Genomic DNA, 22,127 nt, shown 5'->3' on the forward strand with positions numbered 1-22,127 from the left:
TAATTTCAGTCATGTGTTGTAAGATTCGACAGCATGAGACAGCGCGCGCCGTCCTTTTATGCTTTTGTTTGAGGACCTTTAAACGTGTTTTGAAGTTGGATATTTTACTATAGTGGGAAAAGAGTGGGAGGGCACCATGATAAAATTCAAACACATGTATCAAAGTTACAGCACAGTGTATCTTCTTGTCATTGCACTAATCCTAGTGGCTCTCATCGGTGGTAAGGCAACCCACCAGGGAATGGTGTTGGGGTTGGTTTCCATACTTGTGGGCTTGATTATCATATATCGCACTACACGAAACCCTTTAATGTCAATCATCAATGCTGTGGTTTTCTGTGCATTAGAATGCACCGCATGTATTGTGGTCGCGTTTTGCAACGATCCAACTGAACTATGGTTTGCTTGCTTTTACGCCGTATTTGGAATACTTATGGTGTTGGAACTGATTATGAAAAGATTCGTTGTGCTGAAATAAGACGCTGTCCATTCAGTCGAGTTTATTTTATAGCTGGACAATGTCGAATATTGCAATATATAATTTTCCACATCACACATACGAGAAATGGCAAAGTCACTGAAAGGTGATGACGCAAAGCTAGAGGGGCTACGGCAGATACAGATATGCTAAGCCAGCCAGCTGCCGTGATGCTTCTCCGTTCGTTGTGTAGATCTTGGGGAGAGTGATGTTTATGGGTTATTTTTGGTGGATATCAATTGCCTTCGTAACAGGTGGGTTCTTAGGTATGCTGTGCACAGCATTATGTGTTACTGCAAAGCAAACAACTATGGCGGAAATAGAGAATACCGCACACATCCAATAACTTAGAAGAATGAATATAATTATAAAGCCGTCCTTCGGGGCGGCTTTTTCAATGCAGTTAGAAGGGTGCGAGTAGGGTGGCACTGCACGATAACGTCTTCTATCGCGTGATGCAGCAGACGTTGACCAAAGCCTATCCGAGCGTCCTTCCATCAAATCAGGTACTGAATCAGTTTGCGAATCCGATGGATACTGTGAATTTCCCCGATCAGGTATCCACGACGCTCACGCAATTAGGCTATCCCTACGGGTGGGGAGAATGGGTTCAGCTGTCTGGCGCAGGGACGAACAACCTTACACATCGTTTTGGCTCTATACTTTCCTCTTCAATAGAATCAAGGACGCTTTGTGGATTAAGACCGTTCGACAGCTTCCGTCGACAACTTGATTTGTCCGAGTAGCGTTGGCAGCAAATATCCGCCGATACCGCCGGCTGCCCGGCAAGACCGGTTACAATGCCAATTAGTTTGGGGAACCGCTGGGGAACCAACTGGAAGACCGCCCCATTGCCACACTCTCTCTGCTTAACCATGTAAGAGAGGAAGATTTGCGAAACGTGGGCACCATTCGAAACCACCCGACTACTGTTCTTGCGGCAGCTTGTATCATTCTAGGACATGTGGAACATCACATGAACATTCTACATGAACGATACCACATCTAAAGCGTGAGGAATTGAAAGAGCAGCTATTGCCGCTTACCCCTTTCGCACTTATGGCTGCGAACAGAGGTAGAAGCGCCCTTGGGTAAGCGGCCGTCAGGAACTTTCGCGCGTAACTTTACGCCTGTACCGGAGTGTATAGTGTGCGCTCCCGCTTTTCGAGCATTGGGATGACCGTGTCCAGAACAATGCGCTTAAAGTACGGTGTTTCTGAATGTCTAGCCAGTGCTTGTTCATCTTCATATTGCTCGAACAGCAAAAATGCATCCGGGTTGTCTTTGGAACGATTGACCAGGTAGTGGATACATCCGTTCTCTTGTTCGACCAACGGGATCATTTCACGCAGTGCTTTTTCGACGGCATCGCCCATACCGGTCTTACATAGGTAGTTTGCTGTCAGTACAACCACTGTCATCCGCTCCTTTTGTCGATATCCGTATGTGAACCATTCACTCACTTCAGTGTCTCGTCGACGTGAGTATACGCTTTGTCTCTCCCTCGTACAAACGAAACAGTCTGTATCGCCCTTCTCTTGCCTGGCGTCGGTCGTGCGTTTTGTGGCCGCCTGCTCCTTCCGTCTCAAACGCTGTTCACCCCTGAATGTGCGCCAACACGCGTAAGCTGTTCTGGCAATAAAGTGGCGGAAACACGATAATACATCATAGTAGTCCTGTGCACTTCCATTCGGTTGTCAGGGGGTAGAGATGAATGGATGAGTTGAATCGGTTATTTCGTAATAGAATCGGTATCTCGAATACCGATAAAATCACTTTCGAAAAATTGGACCTCGTTCTTGAAAAGACTGCAAGAGCAATCCCATTTGAAAATTTATGTGTCGTTGGGAACAGAACCGCCGAAATTACAAAAGAAAATCTAGTGAACAAAATCATGAACCATAATGAGGGTGGACTGTGCTACGAGCTCAATTCTATTTTTTATTTATTCTTAGTCGAAAACGGTTTTCACGCAGCTTTAGTGCGTGGTGTCATATATGACCATAGGGTCAGCGGTGGAGTATGACTGGAAGAACCCATGTAACCAATATCATCACGCATGATGGACAACGATATTTGGTCGACACTGGTTTTGGTGGGAATCTGCCAATGACGCCAGTCCCGCTCAATGGGGAGACTGTGATATCTGAAAACGGTGAATTTAAGATAGAGCGAGCGGATAGTGAGTATGGTGATTATTTTCTGTATATGAAATTGAAACACAAGGACGAAGACTGGAAATTAGGGTATGTTTTTGATTCGACACACTCCGTCAATCGCCTCTCGGAATTGAACGAAATCCAAAAGATTATATTGGAGCATCCAGCATCTCCTTTTAATAAGAGGCCGTTAATGACCAGAAGGACAGCGCGAGGGAACATCATTCTAACGGACACCTCTTTTACCGAGTGGATCGACGGAAGAGTTGAAAAGATGGAGATCGACAACAAAACGTTTAAAGAGATCGCGGACGGGAAATTTGGAATTAAAGTCCGGTGAAAGTTGTCGAATATGTGCGTTGTGATACAGGCGAAGAAATGGATGGACTTACATGAACCTGGCAGCAACAAGAAATATTTCTGTAGAGACATCCATCCATCGGGCGCAATGTGGATTATAGTTTAAGAAACGGTAAACTTTTCAATGTTGGTCAGGGGACTGTTGAATGCGTGCCGTCGTGGCTGGTGCTTATTGTGTTGGTGTGATGTTGTGCGTTTCAGGTTGTTCTTCACCCAGCCCCTTGTTTAACAACTCACTATATAAGAATATCTCTCCGTCCGAAAAAACGCGGTGCAAGCTGCATTTAAGACTGCAGGTTACACGCCAAAGCTTCCAACTTTTTATCCCTATCAATTTACTCATGTCCATGCCACTGAGGGACCGGGTAAGACAAACCCACCGACGAAAATACAAAACGTAACCATCTACATGGGAGATGGGGTTCATATACTTGTAGAAGATGTATTTAATGCGAAAGACTCTGACCTTTCCTCACATGGAAGCAAGACACAATTAGGTAACGGGATGGCAGCCTATTATTTTCGTGACAGTGGTCATTCCATGCTTTTCTGGAACGACAAGGACGGAAACTCGTATACTTTGGATTCAATTGTACCGTCAGCAAAGAATAAACAAACAGGAACCGCACCAGATTTAAACGAACAGCAACTTATAAAGGAGCAAATTCGTTTCAATAGGGCAATGGCAGGTCAAAAGAACTTCCGACCCAATTCAAACGATCGGATGGGTCGGTTTGTCAGAAAACGATCATCAAATTAGTGTGATGGTTGTGAACAACAGAGACCCAAGAATCACAAAAATTGAGGAGTACTCGCCTACAATTGGCACAGTAGAGAAATCGATTTCTACGAACCAACCACTAGTACTTTCTTGGAATGAAATAGACATTTTTAGGAACGGACTTGAGTTGTATGCGTTGTCGATGTCAGGGAAGAGATTGTACCAATACGGAGTTCAAAAGAGAGGTAACGAGGTATTTAGTGGGTCAAAGTGGTACCCCGTAATGGCGTCATAATCCCGATCGCGTTGAATCGGATATTCACTGAAGGAACCGCCCCGAACCTATCCTCAAATCCTCAGTGCGTAACGAGGTTCACGAGCATGTTTGTTATAGTTTCAGTATTTAAGCAATGATTATTCGGCCTGTTCTTTCTATAGTAGTAGGAAAGGAGGCGTATCATGCTTAAAAAGACCATGATTGGTTTTGCCGTCACATCGTTGTCCGCTGTTGGTATGGCAGGCCCCGTTCTCGCCGCTACGAACACGAACTCTGGTACCAGTGTGAATGCACAGACGTATACGTTCACGAGTTGGAACCAGGTCGACAACTGGTTGCAACACTACTTTGAGACGTCGCCTGCTTCTTATGCTATACAGGCTCCAGTACAGAAACCTGTTACTCCAACGCAAACAACACAGACTTCTGTACAGAAATCTGTACCTGTCCATCAGACAGCTTCCACCACGAATGCACAATCACAAACGTCACAGGCTAGTACCACGTCCCAAACCAGTGGTACATCTGTTCCGACGTATGTTCAACAAGTCGTGAACCTCGTCAATCAAGAGCGGCAAAAGAATGGTGTGGCCCCGCTCACGATTAGCCAGTCACTGGATAACGTCGCGCAGACCAAGGCGCAGGACATGATCAACGAAAATTATTTCGATCACACCTCCCCAAAATACGGGAGCCCGTTTAATATGATGACGACATTTGGCATTCACTACACATACGCCGGCGAGAATATTGCCGCTGGCCAGCCGGATGCTGCAACTGTGATGCAGGACTGGATGAACAGCCCAGGACACCGTGCGAACATTCTCAACCCAAATTACACGGAAATTGGAGTTGGTGAAGTGCACGGAGGTTCCTACGGAACCTATTGGGTGCAGGAATTCATTCACCCGTAATCGAGTACTCTGACAAGAAGTCAAATGCTGCTTTGGTACAAAAACCCGATCCGCACATATAGCGGATCGGGTTTTAAGTCGCTTAGGGATTAAGTAATATTAAACTCCTTGTTGGAAAACGCCGGTTTGGTTATTCAAAGCTGGTTTTTTGTCTTTTTCGCGTGATACATCGCCACGTCCGCATTTCTCATGAGTGTCTCAACCGAGCTTCCGTCTGTCGGATAAAATGCGACACCTACGCTCGCGTGAACGTAATGTGTATTGCCATCGATAGAAATCGGTTCGGAGATTACATTCTTGATCCGCTCAATTGAGCTAGTCCAGTCCACCATGTTGTCTATATTCGTTTGAAGAATCGTGAACTCGTCTCCTCCTAAACGGGCCACAATGTGTCTCTCTCCCACCACGTCTGTGAGCCTTTTAGCCACTTCGATGAGAAGTAGGTCTCCAACATCATGTCCAAACGTGTCGTTGACGTACTTAAACCCATTCTAAATCAAGTAACATCAGGCTGTGGAGCTCTTGTTTAGATTCCGCTAAAACGTGATTGACACGCTCCATAAACAAGCGCCGATTCGGTAAATCAGTTAAGGGGTCGTGGTATGCGAGATATGCAATGGTCTCTTCTGCTTCCTTGCGGTCTGTGATATCTCGTCCGACGCCGATGGTTTGGATAATTTTACCATATTTATCACGAACATATTGGGCTGTGGTTTCATACCATCGATATTTGCCATTCTTGTGCCGTACACGACCTATAAACCGATCCATATCTTGGTTGGGCGTTAACGAATTGCGCAATTTGAGTAGCGCTTCATTGTCATCCGGATGATTGAAAGCGACTGCTGGTTTCCCGATTACCTCTTCTGGCGTATATCCGAGTAGTGCTTTTACAGTTGGAGAGATGTAAGTGAAAACGCCGTCTGCTGAAAAGGACGAGATTATGTTTTCGGATTTTTCAGATATGAACGAGAACATTTCCTGGATACCTAACAATTCCTTACGTTGTTCCCGTTGTTGGGTGATATCCTCTAAGATGACGAACGTGCCCATCCTTTGCCCAACGATGATGAGTGGAATTCCAGCGATTCGAACATAAACCAAGTGTCCCATTCGATGCCGGATCAAAAATTCCGTAGGTTCCGTAGAATTCAAATCATATCTAGTCTGTGAATCACCACCATACTCCAAAAATTCGTTCATAGACTTTTGGACGAATTCTTCGTATGCATAACCACTAATATTTAATGCAGACTGATTGGCATCCAAAAATCGACCCTCTGAGTCCACAATGCATATGCCATCTGGATGGTTATCAAAAAAATATTGAAACATACCCGGTTGGGTAAGGAACTCATGTTTTGCTCTCATTTTGATTGCGCCACCTTCATGCGAAACATTCCTCCCAAATGTAGCATAAATCCGCGGTCCTTCTCAGGGCTATCGTTCTGCCGCCTGTTTCATTATTAGCTATATGGCTATATAATCATTTGAGACTCTTGTAGAACCGGGGCAAGAAGGGCTGTGACGGCGATGAGTTGAATGAGCGTGTTTTTAAAGCGATGTCCGACGCAACACGCAGAAAGATCATCGAGTTGTTGAAGGAAGGACCAAAGACGGCTGGTGAGATTGCCAACCATTTTTCACATGCTCAGCCGACAATTAGTCGTCATTTGAATGTGCTCAAAAATGCGAATCTGGTTGTCGATCAGCGGGAAGGCACCTTCATTATTTACCGGCTCAACACGACAATCCTGCACGAGTGGCTTGCGTGGCTTATGGAACACTTTGGGGGTGGCGAGAGCGATGAGAAAGAATAGTGCGATGCCTTGGTGGGGATGGCTTGCGTGCGGTTTTGGCAGTTGTGCTTGGGATGGTCGCATACCATCACCTTCCCGCACTGGTCGCGACACATTACGATTTGGCTGGCAAGGCGGATCGGATGGGGTCGCGTCTGCAAGCCGTGTTGGTCGAACCGGCAACCATGCTCGGGATGATTCTGCTATGGCATGTGCTGTGGAGAATAGACCCGAAGAAACGAAACTACAAGTCCTTCTGGTCGACTTATCGTTATATCGGCGGCGTCATTGTCGTGTTCACTGCGTTGACATACCTTGGGTCCCTAGGACAACTTTTGAATATAGTTGGCACCTCATCGATGCGCTTCATGCCGACGGTATTCGGCATTATGATTTTGCTGTTGGCAAACGTCTTACCCCGCATCCAACCAAATTGGTGGGTGGGAATCCGTACGCCTTGGACCTTATCGAGTGCAACGAATTGGAATCGGACGCATCGGTTAGCAGGACATTTAGGTATTCCAACGGGAATTCTTATGGTCATTCTCGCTTGGGTTTTACCGAAGTCGATGATTTCGTTGGCTGTTCTAGTACCGATACTCTTATGGGCACTGATTGCGGTTGTAGCATCATATGTTTACGGTAGACAAGAAGAGCATTGAAATGTACGCCATGGTGCGGGACTTTCGTTGAAAATATCCCGAAATACAGAACCTGAATTGCGATATGCGACATAATCATCTGTGTGCACTCGAATTTTATAAACTCCACAACCGTACTTGCTGGAAAAGGGCCTCGTACAAATTTGGGCTCACTAATTTAGGAAAGAGTGATGGCGATGGCACGCGTTTTGTTTGTCAACGGAGGGGCGGAAGGTCATATCAACCCTACGCTCGGGGTCGTTCAAGAACTGGTTCGCCGCGGGGAGGAGGTTGTCTACTTTACCTCGGAACAGTTTCGGGAGCGCATTGAGGCAGTCGGCGCAACGGTTCACACGTATGATGGTGTGAAATTTTTCAAGGCGTTCCTAAGTGGGGAGCCAAATCATCTACTCAGTCGAGTGAGTGGGCTATTGCGTACAGCCGAGATCGTCATACCTAGCGTCTTGACGCAGACAGCAAACGAGCGTTTTGACTACATCATTCACGACTCGATGTTCGGATGCGGACGTCTTCTCGCACAAATCTTGAACTTACCCGCCATTAACTCGTGTACGAGTTTCGCATTCCAAAAATCCTCCTTTGATAAAATGCTGGAAAACTTTTCACGCCGCGCACCTGCAGAGGTGAATGAAACGATACAACAGGACTTTCTGCAAATGGTCAGCGCCGTACAAAAGGCGTATGGCGTGGAAGTATCGTCCGCCTACGACGTGTTTTGTAATCCCGCACCAATGACGATTGTCTATACGTCGAAACGCTTCCAACCCGGTGGAGAAAGTTTTGATGACACCTATAAATTCGTCGGGCCGTCGGTTGTGTCCCGCGCGATGGGAGATACTGATATGCCTGATTTGGACGTGGACAATGTCATTTACATTTCGCTCGGTACCGTGTTCAATCGTGCGATAGACTTTTATAAGCTCTGCTTTGCGGCTTTTGCCGACACGAAGTACAAAGTGGTTCTATCCGTCGGCAGGCAGACGCAGATGGAGGAACTCGGGGACATTCCAGACAACTTCATCGTGCGCAACTACGTACCACAACTGGAAGTGTTGCAGCGCGCCAAGTTGTTTATCACGCACGGTGGCATGAATAGCACGAGTGAAGGCCTTTATTACGGTGTGCCTTTGATGGTGCTGCCACAAAACGCCGATCAACCCATTGTGGCAAGGCGTGTGGCGAATATCGGGGCGGGCGTCCATCTAGATGCACAGGCATTAACTCCAGAATATCTCAGAGAAAATGCGGAGTCCGTACTTGCGGATTCGTCCATTCACAGCGTTTGTAGAGAGATTGGAGACTCCTTTCGGGCCGCGGGAGGATACGAGAGGGCCGTAGATGAGATCTTCGCGTATACACGCAGTCTTGGCGTCACTGGATAAGAAACCCATGGTGTACCGTGCGGGACCATCTGTGAGGTGCTCCATGGCTCTCTGCATTCACGGTTCTATGCCTAAGCGATCTCTCTTGCTATCATGGATGCATTCGACACGAAGGAGTGAATATTGTGCAAAGTGTGGGGGAGAAACGCAGCGGTTTTAAACAAGTACTCGGGATGAGACAGGTCCTTGCGATTGCCATTGCGGCCATCTCGCCTACGACCTCTGTCTTTCTCGTCTACGGCGCTGGTCTTTCATCTGCCGGAACGGGTGTGTTCTGGGCGTTTGTCATCGGGGCGTGTATCGCCATCTCGATGGCCTTTTGTTACGCGGAATTGGGCGCGGTGTTTCCAGGGGCGGGAGGCGCCTATACTATTGTCCGGCGCGCCCTCGGTAAACCGTTCGGATTCATCACGGTACTCTTGTTTTTGGTACTTGGAATCGTCATTAGTGCGAGCATTCTCGTATCCTCTGCGACGTACCTAAACTCACTGCTGCCGCAGGTCCCCGTCAACTGGGCCGCGCTCGTCATGATGGTCATCGTCACATGGTTTTCACTCGAGCGTATAGGCGCCGCCAGTTGGGTGGCCATGGCGATGTTGATCATCGAACTGGCCGTCATTTTCGCCTTCATTATGATCTCGTTTGCGGGCGCAAAACATCCCGTATCGTTTCTCATTCACCCGGCGACCGTCGACGCGCATGGCCACTCTGTGGGAATCGGCATGAGTGCGATGTTAGCCGCCGTCGTGCCAGCCCTGTTTGCGTTTAACGGTTACGACTGGCCGCTCTACTTCGCCGAGGAGACGGTCAATGCCAAGAAGGCACTCCCGCGCGCGGTGATGATTGCGGTACTTGCATCGGTCGCGACCGAAGTGCTCGCGGTCGCATCCGCTACCTTGGCGATTCCGAACCTTTCCGCGGCCGTGAAATCGGACGCTCCCCTCACGTACATCGCGCAGTCCACAATGGGGCACGTCGGGGCGACGATTCTCGTCATTGGCGTCGTCATTGCCATGTTCGACACGGGCCTCAGCGGCAACTTGGCGTACGCTCGCATTTACCTGGATTCCGCTCGCGACCAGAGTTGGCCGAGCCCCATCAATCGCTTTTTTTCCAGTATGAACCGTTACAACGTGCCGAAGTGGGGATTTGTCTTCCTCGCTGTTGGGAACATCCTGTTGTGTTATTTCACGTCACTGAATAACCTGATCACGTTTACGGGCGTAATCATCGTAGTGATCTACTTGCTCGTCGCCATTTCTGCCATCGTCATTCGGTTCAAGCACAAATCTGCTGACAAGCGCTTTCGCATGCCACTTTGGCCAATTCCGCCGGTCATCGCCATCATCGGCGTCATTGTCGCCCTTACGCAGCAATCGAACGGGGATTTGGTGAAGACGGCGGTCATCATCGTGGTGGGCGTGATTTATTGGTTTGCGTACCTGCGGGTGAAGAGCTCTCGTGTGGACAGCGGACAGGCAGAGACGTCCTCTCTGGGGTAACGATGTCCGCTGGAATGCGTACAATTCCGCAGGTTTCACGATCGACGGCTTCCTGATGGCCATGTATAATATGTGTATTCTATGCGTTCATGAAACAACATCGAGCGGAACTCGTCTACGATTTTATGCAATAAGAAGCTACAGGCTTATCGATCGCCCGGCACCAGGTTCACAGTCCACGGATTCCAGAGACGCGGGTCGGGACTGTGAAGCGCCTGGTGTTCAACCGTTCCATCATCCACTCGACCAACTTTCCCTTGACCGATACAAAGTAATCAAATCGCTAGAACAGAGAAGTTTTCGTAGCAGGATAGTGCAACAAATTAGCGTTTACGTGCATTTTGGTGTCTTCAGGATGCAGCTATGATTGAAATACATTGGTTAAGCTTATGGTCATCCAGAGAACGTGACGGAAAAATGTAAGCGCTATCTTTAAAGGCAGACATCAAGAGTGGATCGGGGGCCGAATATGAAGCGTAGGATCATCACCGCGAGTTTGGTCGCAATTTTAGTATCTGTTCAACTGATAAGTGGTTGTGACCAAGGTACAGCAGCTGCTTCCGGGACAGAGTCGACCAAAGTTAAAGATGTGACGCTAACCATGTGGACTCATGACCAGGACTACGCCAATCTCTTCACGAGTGAAGAAAAAATTTGGGCAAAGCAATATCCGCAATATCATATTACATTTCAGGCGCAGGTGTTTCCAGCTAGCGATTTCTGGAACAAAGAACTAAATGCGATGGTTTCAAATGAGAGTTTACCGAATTTTTTGGATTTGGAGATTAGTCACTTTTCCCTATTTATGAAACCAGGGGTATTGCCAAAGTACGTATTAAATTTAACCCCCCTTTTGGGTAGTACACAAAACGACCTCGAAAAGTTAACTCCATACACGTATCAGGGTAATGTTTACGCACTGGAAAGCGCGTTGAGCCCAGTTGGGTATTATTATCAGCCTGCAATATTTAAAAAATATGGTATCAAAACGCCTAGCACTACATGGGCCCAGTTTTATCAAGACGGTTTAGAGTTGAGCAAACACGGTATAGCCATGGCTCCTATTGCCGAAGATGGTTCGTCGGCTGTATTTCAGAATCTCTTTTATGAAGCAGGTGGGTCGTTTTTTAATTCATCCGGGAAGATGACTGTGGATTCACCACCTGCCTATACGACGCTCGCATATATCAAACAGTCTGTAGATCATGGCGTATTTAAAATGGTCAACTCAAATACATTTTGGGGTCCCGGTATTTATCAAGATTATGAACAGGGGAAAATCGCGGGTGTAATCGCTCCAGATTGGTACGCAAGTGCAGAGCTAGAGTCGTCGGCTCCCGGTATGGCTGGAAAATGGCGTCTCCAAACAATGCCCAGATGGCCCAACTCTCCTTATACAACTAGTACGTGGGGAGGCACAGGGATAGCGGTTGCAAAGAATACTCCGAACGCACAATTAGCGTGGAGCTTGTTGCGCTTTGTGTATGCGACCCAGGCGGGGCAAGTCCAGCGATTCAATAAGATTGGATATTTTCCAAACATGAAGTCCGCCCAAGCGGATCCGGCGGTTGTAAATCAACAGTTTAGCTACTTTGGTGGTCAGAAAATTGGGTTAATATGGGATGCAGCATCTCGGAAGATACCCGAATATTGGCAAAGTCCGTTAGAGGCCGAATTCCAAACCTTTCTTGGTAACGCACTTGAGTCAGTGTACCTGGATAAACAGAGTGTCAAGGCCGCTATGTCACAACTTGAGGAGCAAATGAAGCAACAGCAATTCTTCGGTTATTGAGTGCAAAGGTCTGTCATGCTGTACTCGGGAGGCAGAGTCTGATGATAGGGATCAAAGCGTTAAGTGACCAACGAGTGAATGTGAATTCTAGGGGGAAAAGCAAGACGCGATCACCGATTGCACCTTATTTGTTTATCAGTCCGTTTTATGTTCTATTCGCAGTTTTTTTTGTATATCCCTTAGGGTTTGCTGCAGTTCTTAGCTTTACAGGTTGGGATCAGGCCTCGCCCATGAAGTGGGTAGGGGTAAGTAATTATCTTCACTTTTTCGCGGATCCGTACTTTAGACAATCAGTCGTCAATACACTGGTTTATATCATCGGCAGTTTAATGATTTCCTTCCTTTTGTCATTACCTTTAGCGATTGCACTCAACAGTAAGCGAGTAAAGGGAAGAACTTTTCTTAGAATATTATATTTTACACCCATTGTGACACCTGGAGTCGCTGTGGTGATCGTCTTCAACATGATGTATGACAAGAACTTTGGTCTATTGAATGCAGTTCTTCATTTGTTCGGTATTCATCCGATTCCTTGGCTGGATAGTACATTTTGGTCTAAGATTTCCGTTTTAGGACTCGTTGCGTGGCAATGGACGGGACTGAATTCGCTATACTTTATCGCCGGCTTGCAAGCGATTCCCCAAAGTTTGTACGAGGCGGCATCCTTAGATGGTGCGAATAAATGGCGACTTATCCGCCACATTACGTTGCCATCTTTATCCCCAATGATGGTATTCGTTCTCATTACCTCATTTGTAGGGTCCTCACAGTTGTTCGACCAACCCTTCATTTTGACAAACGGAGGCCCTCTGAACTCCAGCCTTAGTTATGCCAACTACTTATATCAGCAGGGATTATCATATTTGCATTTAGGGTACGCGTCAGCCATGGGCATGTTACTTTTGGTGGTCGTTGCGTGTATGTCATTCATTCAATACCGGAAACTTTCCCGTGCAATGCAATGAGTGAGGGGTAGGAGGAACCTGTGCATGAAGATAAAAATATCCGATATCTGTATAAATGTTGTGGTATGGATCGGCGGAATTCTGGTTGTTATTCCATTTGTGTGGATGATCGTTAGTTCATTCAAAACGCAGGGACAAATTTTCCAATCTCCTTTTACGCTTCTTAGTAGGCTGAATTTCCACAACTATTCATCGCTGTTTACGCAATGGCCATATTTGGAGTGGTACAGAAACAGTCTGTTGGTAGCAGTTGTCCTAACAGGATTGACAGTGTTTTTCTCGTCTTTAGCCGGATATGGATTTTCAAAGTATCAGTTTAAAGGAAAGTCCTGGATGTTTGCGATTGTCATTATGAGTCTGTCCATTCCGTTTCAGAGTATATTAATTCCACTCTATAGCGAGATGGCCGAAATGCATATTGCAAACAGTTATGTTTCCCTCATTATTCCGTTCATTGCACCGCCGGTAGGGATATTTCTGATGCGTCAGTTTATCTACAGCGTTCCAGATGAATTATTAGACGCTGGCCGAATCGACGGCTGTAGCGAATTTATCCTTTATTTGAGAATCGTCCTTCCTCTACTCAAACCAGCAATGGGTGCATTAGCCATTATTACATTCGTTTCAACTTGGGGGAATTTCTTATGGCCGTTGGTGATGCTAAACGATTCGTCCAAATTTACGTTGCCACTGGGCTTATATTCGTTGTTAAGCGATGCTTCTAATGGAGGAAATGCGCAGTATGGACAAATGCTTGCGGGCGCCGCTTTAGCGAGTGTTCCACCCGTTGTCTTATTTATGTTTATGCAGAGAGCGTTTGTAAATGGTATGACCATGGGTGGGGTAAAGGACAACTGATGGGAACGGAAATGCATGTTCATTTTTGGGCCAAGAATCTGAAGTTGCAAGACAATCCTGTCTGAGCCGAGTATCCCATGTTCGGCTCAGACATTATCTTGTAGCATGTTGTTTCTGTATTGGGTAGGACTCATCCCGTAATGCTCTCGGAATTTTCTTGTGAAATAGTATGGGGATTGAAATCCACATAAGTCAGAGATTTCAGATATTTGTTCTGTCGTTCGCTCAAGCAACCGTGATGCGTGCCGCAACCTAAGTTTAATGAGACACTCGATAATCGATTCCCCTACTTGTTGCTTGAATATATGACTAAGTCGAGATGCGGACAGCCCGACCTGCTTCGCTAACATATCCACACTGATGCCTTCAGAAAAACGTTGTGACATAAGCTGTAATACTTCCTCGACACGTGGATCTAATCCCATATTAGATTGCTGAAGACTGAGTGCCAGAACAATCAACATTTCTTCCACGGCATTCATGGCTAATGCATGCTGATGAGAACCAAGCGCGCGACTATCGCGAATCATTCTTCGAAACACGCCACGGAGCCGGCTTTGAACCGACACGTCTGCAATGCTCGATTGCGTAAATCCAGAATGCGCCCCCATCTGCTGAATCCAAATCAGCCAATCTGCCCTAGGAACGAAATGCACCCAATAAAATTCCCATATTTGTCCTAATGTTCCGTAATGGTGCGGGGTGCCGGGGGACAGAATCGATATATCTCCGCACACACAAGTTTCGATTTTGTCATCGATTTTAAATCCACCTTGTCCGGCCATTGTAAAAGTCAATAGGTAATCCTGTGTTCCTTTCGAGCGACGAACAGAGTAATTGGACGACTTTCGAAAATGGTCAGCTAACACCCCCAAATGGTTCGGGCCTGTTAACTCCTCAGCAGGATCGTATAGGAAATCAGCCATATAAACCATTCCGTTCCGTATCAGAATCTCAATATAATGAGTATAACCCGTAATGAAGATCACGTGAATCGAATCAGCGAGGAGTTGAAATGGGCAAAAACGATTGTTGTATAAAGAGGTGTGACACAACCGGCAATGTAAGGAGGCCAATCAGATGGACGATACTCTGATCACTGAACATGACGTCGAGTTTTTTCATAAAGATGGATATCTGATTGTTAGGAATATTTTTTGCGACGATGAAATCGCAGATCTCAAGAATAACTTTATGGCCATGCACGCGAAAGGTACCATTCCTGGTTGCTTTCAGGCCATTTCTATTGAGGAGGCGCAGCGCAGCGGGGATATTCTCAAGGCCTATCCTCGAATGATGCACCCACATCGCGTCAACGAGATGGCGATGTCCTATATGCTCGACAGACGCGTGATCAGGATTCTGGAGCGACTGTTGGGAGAAGAAGTGATTGCCGCCCAAAGCATGCTGTATTTTAAACCTCCGGGAGCAAAGGGCCAAGCGCTGCACCAGGACAATTTTTATCTGAGGGTTGAACCGGGAACGTGTATCGCGGCATGGACCGCTCTTGACGATGTCGATGAAGAGAATGGTGGATTGTTCATTGTCCCAAACTCGCAGAAGGAAGAAATTCAATGCCCTCATTTAGCCGACTCCGGGAAATCCTTTACAACGGATGAAGTGGATGTACCGGAAGGATTAACGCCCATCCCGGCCATCTTGAAGGCAGGAGATGTTTTATTTTTTAACGGCAATGTCATTCATGGGTCGTACTCCAATCAGAGCAGCACCCGTTTTCGACGGTCATTTATATGTCATTACGCAGGGATTTCAGCTCAAAGGATAGCGAAGTGGTATTTCCCGCTCTATAAGGCCGATGGAACTACTGTCGACCGGGAGGTGAATACGGGTGGAGGCCCGTGCGGTACAGAACACATCGTCGCGTCGGCCCCGCATTAAGTGTCGAGTTCCAGTACGCGGCTAGCTACGGAGCACTGAGGTTCGTTTAGAAGGTGGCAGTTTTCCCATCGAGCTGGTGTAAAAACCGCCCGTAGCCCCAGGGGGGCAGGGCGGTTTTTGTCACTCCACAGAATTTCTCAAGCATCCACCTCATGGGCGCGTATCCTGCGAGGTCCCTTCGTTGGCCTTCCGTACCGCCTCTAAGATGCGTTGCACGAGTGTATCGCTGTCGGGCGCTTCAATCGTCGTCAATTGGATACGACAGAAGGGCTGAACTCGACAGGCGAGGCAGCGGCGACAGCAGTCCACAATCTGCACACCGACTTCCTTGCGGTGAATCTTTTTGAGTCGCCGCACCGCCTCGCGAGAGAGACCGCGGGATACGTTGCGTCTGCAAAATTTAGCCACTCGCACAGTGTGAATCCCCCTGAAGGAACGTGTGAATTGTCCTCAGTTTCTAAGATTCATAGAAGGTAAACTGAATATCTAACGTGCGCAGATAGGTTTGTAAGCCCGCATCTTGAATCGGAATGATGAAGGCGGCTTCGTTTGACTCATTGTGGTGCGAGTGCCATAGGCCAGGAGGAGTGACGAACGCTTTGCCCGTCTCCCAGTCTATACGAACGGGATCGATAATCTGATTGGTTTCTGGGTCGATTTGGTCCCCGACGAGCGTATACGTGCCCGGCGCAGCGTAGGCGACAAAATCGAGGGCCACCGATTTGTGACTGTGCGGTGCCTGGTTCGATCCGACTGGCACGATGCCGTACATGGCCCACAGGACGTGGGTGATGGTCAACGTTTGCTCAAATGTCTGATTGTTCAAGAGGATGGAAATTCGATTTTTTTTGTCTGCATCCGGTTCCTTTGCGACCTCCTGCAGTTTTGCGTCGCATTGCTGTGCACTGAATCGCGTCGGCTGGAACCGAGCTTCTGTCGCGCGAACTCCGAGGTAGTTGAGCAGTGGACTGTCCACGATATAGTACAGGGTCGCGTCTTCATCGGCCGTATGTCTGCTGATACATCCGGCAGGTAACGTCAGGAAATCGCCTTTTGCCCAGCCAATCGTTTTGCCGCTCGCGACAGTTCGCCCTGCGCCTGAAATGACGTAGTACAGTTCACTGGTTGCATTCGGAGACGTCTCGATGGAATCCCCTTGGTTGATCCGGACGAACTGAGCCAGAAGTGAAGGGCTGGTCGCCGGGTAGGGGGTCTTCAACTCGGCCGAGAGGTCCAGCGGGATGACTCTTGTGTCTCCACCGTTGTAGAGCTGCGCCCCAAACTCTTTGATCGGCACGGGCGTGATGATGCCACTTCCGATGGGATCGGCTGCGGTGGAGTATTCGTAAAAACGGGCATCGCCCGACCAATTCTCCGTGATGGTACCGACGGCCAGTTTGCCAGATGGAACCTGCGCTGTCATTCCCTCGACCTCCTTCTGTAAGCGTTTGTTTTTGACATACGTGTCTTGCTCCGATAGGCCTAATATATTCACGTCACATGAGATCCATTTTACAAACCTCGCGGAGTGTACTCGGTGCAGCGACACTCATCTGGGGGATTGTGATGGCGATTTGCTTTCAGAGTCAACACCCATCGAAAGTTCGGTATACGAACACGTACTTGGGATTAGTCGCTATTCTCTGGTATTCTTTATTGCAATTATGGCTGTGTTCGTCATCTCCGATAGGATTGGCATTCTGAGTTGGGGATCCTCCCTGGTTTTTCCCCTTACATAGGATTTTGGTCGACTCGGATTGAACAAACTAGATTTCATAAACCAAAGTGAGACGCCCCCATGCATTCGCACGATTTTCGTTGATGATAGAATGAAACGAAAGCATGTGGTTCATGGATGAATTTGTACAGATAAATCTCCTGCATCGCTGCAGTGTCTTAGAGTTCATTGGAGGAAATGAAATGTCCACATCGGAACTGATTCAAAACTATGACGACTCGTCCATTCACGTACTGGATGGTCTTGAGGCGATTCGCAAGCGACCTGGCATGTATGTCGGGGGAACCGGAGTTCAAGGGTTTCATCACCTGTTCAAGGAAGTCATCGATAACTCGATAGACGAAGCCCTTGCTGGTTATTGTGATCGAATAGAGGTCGTGATTCACGAAGATCAGAGTTTGAGCGTCAAGGATAACGGTCGAGGCATTCCCTTCGGTATGCATGAAACCGGGAAACGTACCATTGAAGTGGCGATGACGGTTCCACACAGTGGCGGGAAGTTCGGCGATAAAGGGAGTGGATACACCGTTTCCGGCGGTCTTCACGGCGTCGGACTGACGGCGGTCAACGCCTTGTCAAAGTGGGTGGAGGTCACCATCTGGCGCGACGGGCAGCAGTACGTTCAAAAGTACACGACGGGCGCTCGGTTTGACCAGGAGGAATTCAAAATCGGATATCCCGAACCTCCCGCCATCACGGAGCTCGCGACGGAACAACGGGGTACGATGATCCGCTTTCTTCCGGACGCCGACGTATTTGGAAACCTGCATTTTCAAACCGGCATCATCGAAGAGCGGATTCGGATGATGGCGTATCTCAATCCGTCCATCACCATCACGTTGACGGATCTCCGTCACTCCACGAAGACGAAGACTTTTTACTACGAGGGTGGCGTGTCGGAGTTTGTTCAATACCTGAATGAGGACAAGCAAACCATTCACGCACCGTTTTCCATCTCGGGGGCGTCGGACAGTATCAGTGTGGATATCGGCATTCAATACTCGGATGGCTATGCGGAGACGTTCGCGAGTTTTGTCAACTGTATCCCCACAAAGAGTGGCGGGACCCATGTGCGCGGCTTTAAGACGGCATTTACTCGCACGTTTAACGATTTCGCCCGCACCAACGGCATCATCAAAGAGAATGAGGAAAATCTCGAAGGCGACCTCTTGCGCGAGGGGATGACGTGCGTCCTGTCCATTCGTCTGCCGAATCCTGAGTTTATTGGTCAAACGAAGGACGAATTGAGCAATAAGGAAGTCCAAAACATTGTGGGCACGATAGTCTCGGAACAGCTCGCTGCTTATTTAGATCAAAATCGCGAGGTGGCTATTAACGTCGTTCATCGCGCCCTGCTCTCGAAGCGCGCACGCGAGGCGGCGAAAAAGGCGGCCGAAGACGTCCGGACTGGAAAGGACAAGAAGGACAAGAATGGGCGGAGAAAAGTCCTCGTGGAGAAGTTGACCGCCCCACAGAGCAATGAGTACGCAAAGAATGAACTGTACATCGTCGAGGGCGACAGCGCAGGGGGTTCCGCAAAGCAGGGGAGGGATTTCAGACACCAGGGTATTCTTCCGCTTCGCGGCAAGTCATTGAATGTCGAGCGGGAGAACGACGTCTCGAAAATCCTGAAAAATGCGGAGATCGCTGCGATTGTCGACTCCATCGGTGCCGGTTTCGGTGCTTCTTTTGACCTCTCGCAGTGCAGATATGGAAAAGTCATTATCATGAGCGATGCGGACCCGGATGGTGGACACATCCAGTCATTGCTCATCACCCTGTTCTATCAATATATGCGGCCTCTCGTCGAAGCTGGAATGCTGTACGTGGCCATGCCGCCGCTCTACAAACTTACCTATAACGAAGGCAAGGGAAAGGCGAAGCAGTCTACCGTCACGTATGCTTGGACGGATGAGGAATTGGACGAAATTCGCGCGGCGTTCGCGAAGCAGAAGATTTCGTTTGAATTACAGAGATACAAAGGGCTTGGCGAAATGAACCCGGACCAGCTATGGGAAACCACGATGTGCCCGGAGACGAGAACGCTCATCAAAATCGACGTCATGGACGCGAGCGTGGCCGAGCGAAGAATCACCACCCTGATGGGAACAAAATCGGAGTTACGCCGGCAGTGGCTGTATGAAAACGTCGATTTTGATTCGTATGAGGAATGAGGAGGTCCTGACTGTTGGATACAATTGATAAAACCATTACGGTAGATATCTCTGATCTACTCGGGGATAGATTTGGTCGATATTCGAAGTACACCATTCAAAATCGCGCCATTCCCGATGCGCGCGACGGGCTCAAGCCGGTGCAGCGCCGCATCCTGTATTCGATGTTCTTAGCGGGGAATACGCCTGACAAGGGGTACCGCAAGTCTGCGAAAACCGTGGGCGACGTGATGGGGAACTATCACCCACATGGCGATACCGCCATCTATGACGCCATGGTGCATCTGGCTCAACCGTTTAAGACGAATCAACCGCTCATCGACGGTCATGGGAACTGGGGATCTATCGATAAAGATCCGGCGGCGGCGATGCGCTATACAGAGGCCCGCCTGTCCTCCTATGCCTTGGAACTCTTGCAGGACATTAAAAAGGACACCGTCAAAATGGTGGCCAATTTTGACGAGACAGCGACGGAACCGGTTGTCCTGCCCGCGCGGCTGCCAAATTTGCTCATCAATGGCGTGTCCGGCATCGCCAGTGGGTTTTCCACCAACATTCCGCCACACAATCCCCGGGACGTGGTACAGGCATGTGTAGCGTACCTGAACGACGAGGACATCAGTAACCAAGATCTCATCGACATCATCCAAGCACCAGATTTCCCGACTGGTTGTGAGGTCATGGACATCGAGGGCATCCGCTCGATGTATACGACCGGGTCCGGTAGTTTCATGATGGCGGCCCGCGTGGAAATCGAACGTCCAAGCAAGCACAACGTTCAACTGGTGTTTTCCCACCTGCCGCACAATGCGGTGAAGCAACAAATCGTCGTCGCTCTCCAGGAAATCGTCTTGAACAAAGACATCGACGGCATCGTCGAAGCGCGGGACGAGACGGACAGGAAACACGGACCCACAGGCGCGCGGATTGTCGTCGAGCTGAAGAAGGGGTTGAGTGATGAGCAAATCGACTCCATTATCGCCTACCTCTACAAAAACACCGACTTGATGTCGCACTACCGCGCGAACATGACGGCAATTGTGAATGGCAGTCCCGAGAAGTTAGATCTCAAGCGATTTGTATCGTCCTATATCAACCATCAGCGGGATGTCATTCGTCGGCGAACGCAATTCGACTTGGCCCGTACCAAGGAACGGTTTCATATCGTCGAAGGGTACATCAAGGCCCTGAACCGTCTAGATGAAGTGATTCGGATTATTCGCGAGTCGAAGGACCGGAAAGACGCAGTCGAGCAATTGACCGAGCAAATCGACCTGACTGAGGTACAGGCCAATGCAATTCTCGACTTACGCCTATATCGGCTAACCAATCTGGAAATCGAGAGCTTTCAAAAGGAGTGGTTGGATTTACAAAAAACCATCAAACACCTGGAAGGCATCCTCGCTTCGCCGAAGCGGTTAGACAAAGTCATTCAAACAGAGATGACAGAGTACGTAAAACTTTATAGCCATCCACGCCTATCTCCGCTCAAACGACAGACGAAGGAACTGAATGTGGATGTCACCATGACCATTCCCGAGGAAGAAGTCTACGTCGTCGTCACAAAGAACGGCTATATCAAGCGGCTTTCAAAGCGTGCCTACATGGGGATAGAGCGCGTAAATGCCATCAATTTAAAGCTTGGCGACAGCGTCCAGGAAACGGTCTTGACGAAGACCACCGACACCCTTTTGATGTTCACAGCCAGTGGAATGTACTATTCCCTGTTGGTCCACAAGCTGCCTGAAGGGAAGTGGAAGGACGAAGGGACACCGCTACATACGGTCGTCTCGATGCCCGCCGAGGAGAAAATCGTCTCGCTGATACCGATTTCCACCTTTGAAACTGACCAGTTACTCTGCTTTGTGACGGTTGAAGGACTGGTGAAGAAGACGGCGCTTTCTGAATACCGCACGGATAGGTCAGTGGCCGTGAAAGGTGTTCGAATCAAAGAGGGCGACGAGTTGAAACACGTATTTGTGACGACGGATGACCACCGGATGGTCGTGACGACACAACGCGGCTACATCGGCGTGTACCAGCAGGCGGAAATCGCCACAACAGGCAAGAGTTCTTCTGGGAGCCGTGTCATCTCACTCACTCGCAACGACCGTGTGCTCCATGCGTATCCTGTTGAACAGGACGTGCCATTTCAGGTCGTATTGTTTGAAAGTCACGGGTTCTTTCGAGTCGTCCCGTCACAGCGCCTGCCTGAAAAGAAACGTGGAATGAAGGGGACGCAAGCGTGGAAGGGTCTCGGGTCTGACGGGTGGATCGTCGGGAGTTTGATGGCAGAAGGGATGCAGAGAGGAGCGTGTATCATCGACAACCAAACCATTCAAGGGTTTGAGATTGACGTGTCACAGAGTTCGGCCCCGCTTCCGTTTGTCACGCTAGAACCGCAGTCGGTTGTGACTGGCCTTGTCTGGATGCCGGAAAAATAGGGA

21 protein-coding genes, 1 pseudogene and 1 riboswitch are annotated in these 22,127 nt (G+C 48.6%); of the genes and pseudogenes, 15 read left to right on the forward strand and 7 right to left on the reverse strand.

Going from position 1 to position 22,127, the window contains the following annotated elements; all coding sequences use genetic code 11:
* The first annotated feature begins 557 nt into the window (after positions 1 to 557).
* A riboswitch (cyclic di-GMP riboswitch) is annotated at positions 558 to 648 on the forward strand.
* A gap of 252 nt (positions 649 to 900) precedes the next feature.
* Complete coding sequence (locus NZD89_RS06940; protein ID WP_268008644.1) at positions 901 to 1,224, forward strand: hypothetical protein; 324 nt, start codon at positions 901 to 903, stop codon at positions 1,222 to 1,224.
* On the opposite strand, the pseudogene NZD89_RS06945 reads toward NZD89_RS06940, so the two are convergent.
* Together NZD89_RS06945 and NZD89_RS06950 are read right to left on the reverse strand one after the other, a co-directional pair.
* Positions 1,198 to 1,334 (reverse strand): annotated as a pseudogene (locus NZD89_RS06945) (MFS transporter); the annotation flags it as partial. The gene NZD89_RS06940 and the pseudogene NZD89_RS06945 sit on opposite strands and share 27 nt — an antisense overlap.
* A gap of 268 nt (positions 1,335 to 1,602) precedes the next feature.
* A complete protein-coding gene (locus tag NZD89_RS06950) occupies positions 1,603 to 2,067 on the reverse strand; it encodes a putative quinol monooxygenase (protein WP_268007006.1) in 465 nt (154 codons plus the stop codon).
* Positions 2,068 to 2,192: 125 nt separating this feature from the next.
* Here NZD89_RS06950 and NZD89_RS29290 point away from each other — a divergent pair, with 125 nt between their 5' ends.
* The 4 genes from NZD89_RS29290 (at position 2,193) to NZD89_RS06965 (ending at position 4,909) form a co-directional block, all read left to right on the forward strand.
* Positions 2,193 to 2,504: an arylamine N-acetyltransferase gene (locus tag NZD89_RS29290; RefSeq protein ID WP_326492916.1), complete on the forward strand. Its 312-nt coding sequence runs from the start codon at positions 2,193 to 2,195 to the stop codon at positions 2,502 to 2,504.
* On the forward strand, positions 2,501 to 2,977 hold the full coding sequence (locus NZD89_RS29295; protein WP_326492917.1) for an arylamine N-acetyltransferase family protein: 477 nt from the start codon (positions 2,501 to 2,503) through the stop codon (positions 2,975 to 2,977). Before NZD89_RS29290 ends, NZD89_RS29295 begins: the two co-directional genes overlap by 4 nt.
* A gap of 291 nt (positions 2,978 to 3,268) precedes the next feature.
* Complete coding sequence (locus NZD89_RS06960; RefSeq protein ID WP_268007007.1) at positions 3,269 to 3,757, forward strand: hypothetical protein; 489 nt, start codon at positions 3,269 to 3,271, stop codon at positions 3,755 to 3,757.
* Between the two features lie 420 nt (positions 3,758 to 4,177).
* Entirely contained in the window at positions 4,178 to 4,909 is a 732-nt protein-coding gene (locus NZD89_RS06965; RefSeq protein ID WP_268007008.1) for a CAP domain-containing protein, read from the forward strand.
* 134 nt (positions 4,910 to 5,043) lie between these two features.
* Here NZD89_RS06965 and NZD89_RS06970 read toward each other — a convergent pair whose 3' ends face one another.
* Entirely contained in the window at positions 5,044 to 5,337 is a 294-nt protein-coding gene (locus NZD89_RS06970; protein WP_268007009.1) for a diguanylate cyclase domain-containing protein, read from the reverse strand.
* A 52-nt stretch (positions 5,338 to 5,389) separates the two neighbouring features.
* On the reverse strand, positions 5,390 to 6,280 hold the full coding sequence (locus NZD89_RS06975) for a sensor domain-containing diguanylate cyclase (RefSeq protein ID WP_268007010.1): 891 nt from the start codon (positions 6,278 to 6,280) through the stop codon (positions 5,390 to 5,392).
* A 167-nt stretch (positions 6,281 to 6,447) separates the two neighbouring features.
* On the opposite strand from NZD89_RS06975, the gene NZD89_RS06980 reads away from it, so the two are divergent.
* The 7 genes from NZD89_RS06980 to NZD89_RS07010 all read left to right on the forward strand — a co-directional run bounded on the left by NZD89_RS06980 (position 6,448) and on the right by NZD89_RS07010 (position 13,869).
* A complete protein-coding gene (locus NZD89_RS06980) occupies positions 6,448 to 6,729 on the forward strand; it encodes an autorepressor SdpR family transcription factor (RefSeq protein WP_268007011.1) in 282 nt (93 codons plus the stop codon).
* A gap of 23 nt (positions 6,730 to 6,752) precedes the next feature.
* Positions 6,753 to 7,370: an SdpI family protein gene (locus NZD89_RS06985; protein WP_268007012.1), complete on the forward strand. Its 618-nt coding sequence runs from the start codon at positions 6,753 to 6,755 to the stop codon at positions 7,368 to 7,370.
* A gap of 176 nt (positions 7,371 to 7,546) precedes the next feature.
* A complete protein-coding gene (locus NZD89_RS06990) occupies positions 7,547 to 8,752 on the forward strand; it encodes a macrolide family glycosyltransferase (protein ID WP_268007013.1) in 1,206 nt (401 codons plus the stop codon).
* Between the two features lie 125 nt (positions 8,753 to 8,877).
* A complete protein-coding gene (locus NZD89_RS06995; protein WP_268007015.1) occupies positions 8,878 to 10,254 on the forward strand; it encodes an APC family permease in 1,377 nt (458 codons plus the stop codon).
* Positions 10,255 to 10,723: 469 nt separating this feature from the next.
* Complete coding sequence (locus NZD89_RS07000) at positions 10,724 to 12,046, forward strand: ABC transporter substrate-binding protein (RefSeq protein ID WP_268007016.1); 1,323 nt, start codon at positions 10,724 to 10,726, stop codon at positions 12,044 to 12,046.
* 41 nt (positions 12,047 to 12,087) lie between these two features.
* Positions 12,088 to 13,011 carry a carbohydrate ABC transporter permease gene (locus tag NZD89_RS07005; protein WP_268007017.1) on the forward strand — a complete coding sequence of 308 codons (924 nt, stop codon included), beginning with the start codon at positions 12,088 to 12,090 and terminating at the stop codon, positions 13,009 to 13,011.
* A gap of 24 nt (positions 13,012 to 13,035) precedes the next feature.
* Positions 13,036 to 13,869 carry a carbohydrate ABC transporter permease gene (locus tag NZD89_RS07010; protein ID WP_268007018.1) on the forward strand — a complete coding sequence of 278 codons (834 nt, stop codon included), beginning with the start codon at positions 13,036 to 13,038 and terminating at the stop codon, positions 13,867 to 13,869.
* Between the two features lie 86 nt (positions 13,870 to 13,955).
* Here NZD89_RS07010 and NZD89_RS07015 read toward each other — a convergent pair whose 3' ends face one another.
* Complete coding sequence (locus NZD89_RS07015; RefSeq protein ID WP_268007019.1) at positions 13,956 to 14,795, reverse strand: helix-turn-helix domain-containing protein; 840 nt, start codon at positions 14,793 to 14,795, stop codon at positions 13,956 to 13,958.
* Between the two features lie 154 nt (positions 14,796 to 14,949).
* Here NZD89_RS07015 and NZD89_RS07020 point away from each other — a divergent pair, with 154 nt between their 5' ends.
* Positions 14,950 to 15,768 carry a phytanoyl-CoA dioxygenase family protein gene (locus NZD89_RS07020; RefSeq protein ID WP_268007020.1) on the forward strand — a complete coding sequence of 273 codons (819 nt, stop codon included), beginning with the start codon at positions 14,950 to 14,952 and terminating at the stop codon, positions 15,766 to 15,768.
* Between the two features lie 150 nt (positions 15,769 to 15,918).
* Here the strand turns inward: NZD89_RS07020 and NZD89_RS07025 are convergent, their stop codons facing one another.
* Positions 15,919 to 16,182 (reverse strand): DUF1450 domain-containing protein, encoded by a 264-nt coding sequence (locus NZD89_RS07025; RefSeq protein ID WP_268007021.1) that lies wholly within the window; start codon positions 16,180 to 16,182, stop codon positions 15,919 to 15,921.
* 43 nt (positions 16,183 to 16,225) lie between these two features.
* On the reverse strand, positions 16,226 to 17,191 hold the full coding sequence (locus NZD89_RS07030) for a cupin domain-containing protein (RefSeq protein WP_268007022.1): 966 nt from the start codon (positions 17,189 to 17,191) through the stop codon (positions 16,226 to 16,228).
* A 497-nt stretch (positions 17,192 to 17,688) separates the two neighbouring features.
* On the opposite strand from NZD89_RS07030, the gene NZD89_RS07035 reads away from it, so the two are divergent.
* Together NZD89_RS07035 and NZD89_RS07040 are read left to right on the forward strand one after the other, a co-directional pair.
* A complete protein-coding gene (locus NZD89_RS07035; RefSeq protein ID WP_268007023.1) occupies positions 17,689 to 19,680 on the forward strand; it encodes a DNA gyrase/topoisomerase IV subunit B in 1,992 nt (663 codons plus the stop codon).
* Between the two features lie 14 nt (positions 19,681 to 19,694).
* Positions 19,695 to 22,124: a DNA gyrase/topoisomerase IV subunit A gene (locus tag NZD89_RS07040; RefSeq protein WP_268007024.1), complete on the forward strand. Its 2,430-nt coding sequence runs from the start codon at positions 19,695 to 19,697 to the stop codon at positions 22,122 to 22,124.
* Positions 22,125 to 22,127 lie beyond the last annotated feature (3 nt).

This window comes from Alicyclobacillus fastidiosus (assembly GCF_026651875.1).
GTDB classification, from domain to species: domain Bacteria; phylum Bacillota; class Bacilli; order Alicyclobacillales; family Alicyclobacillaceae; genus Alicyclobacillus; species Alicyclobacillus fastidiosus.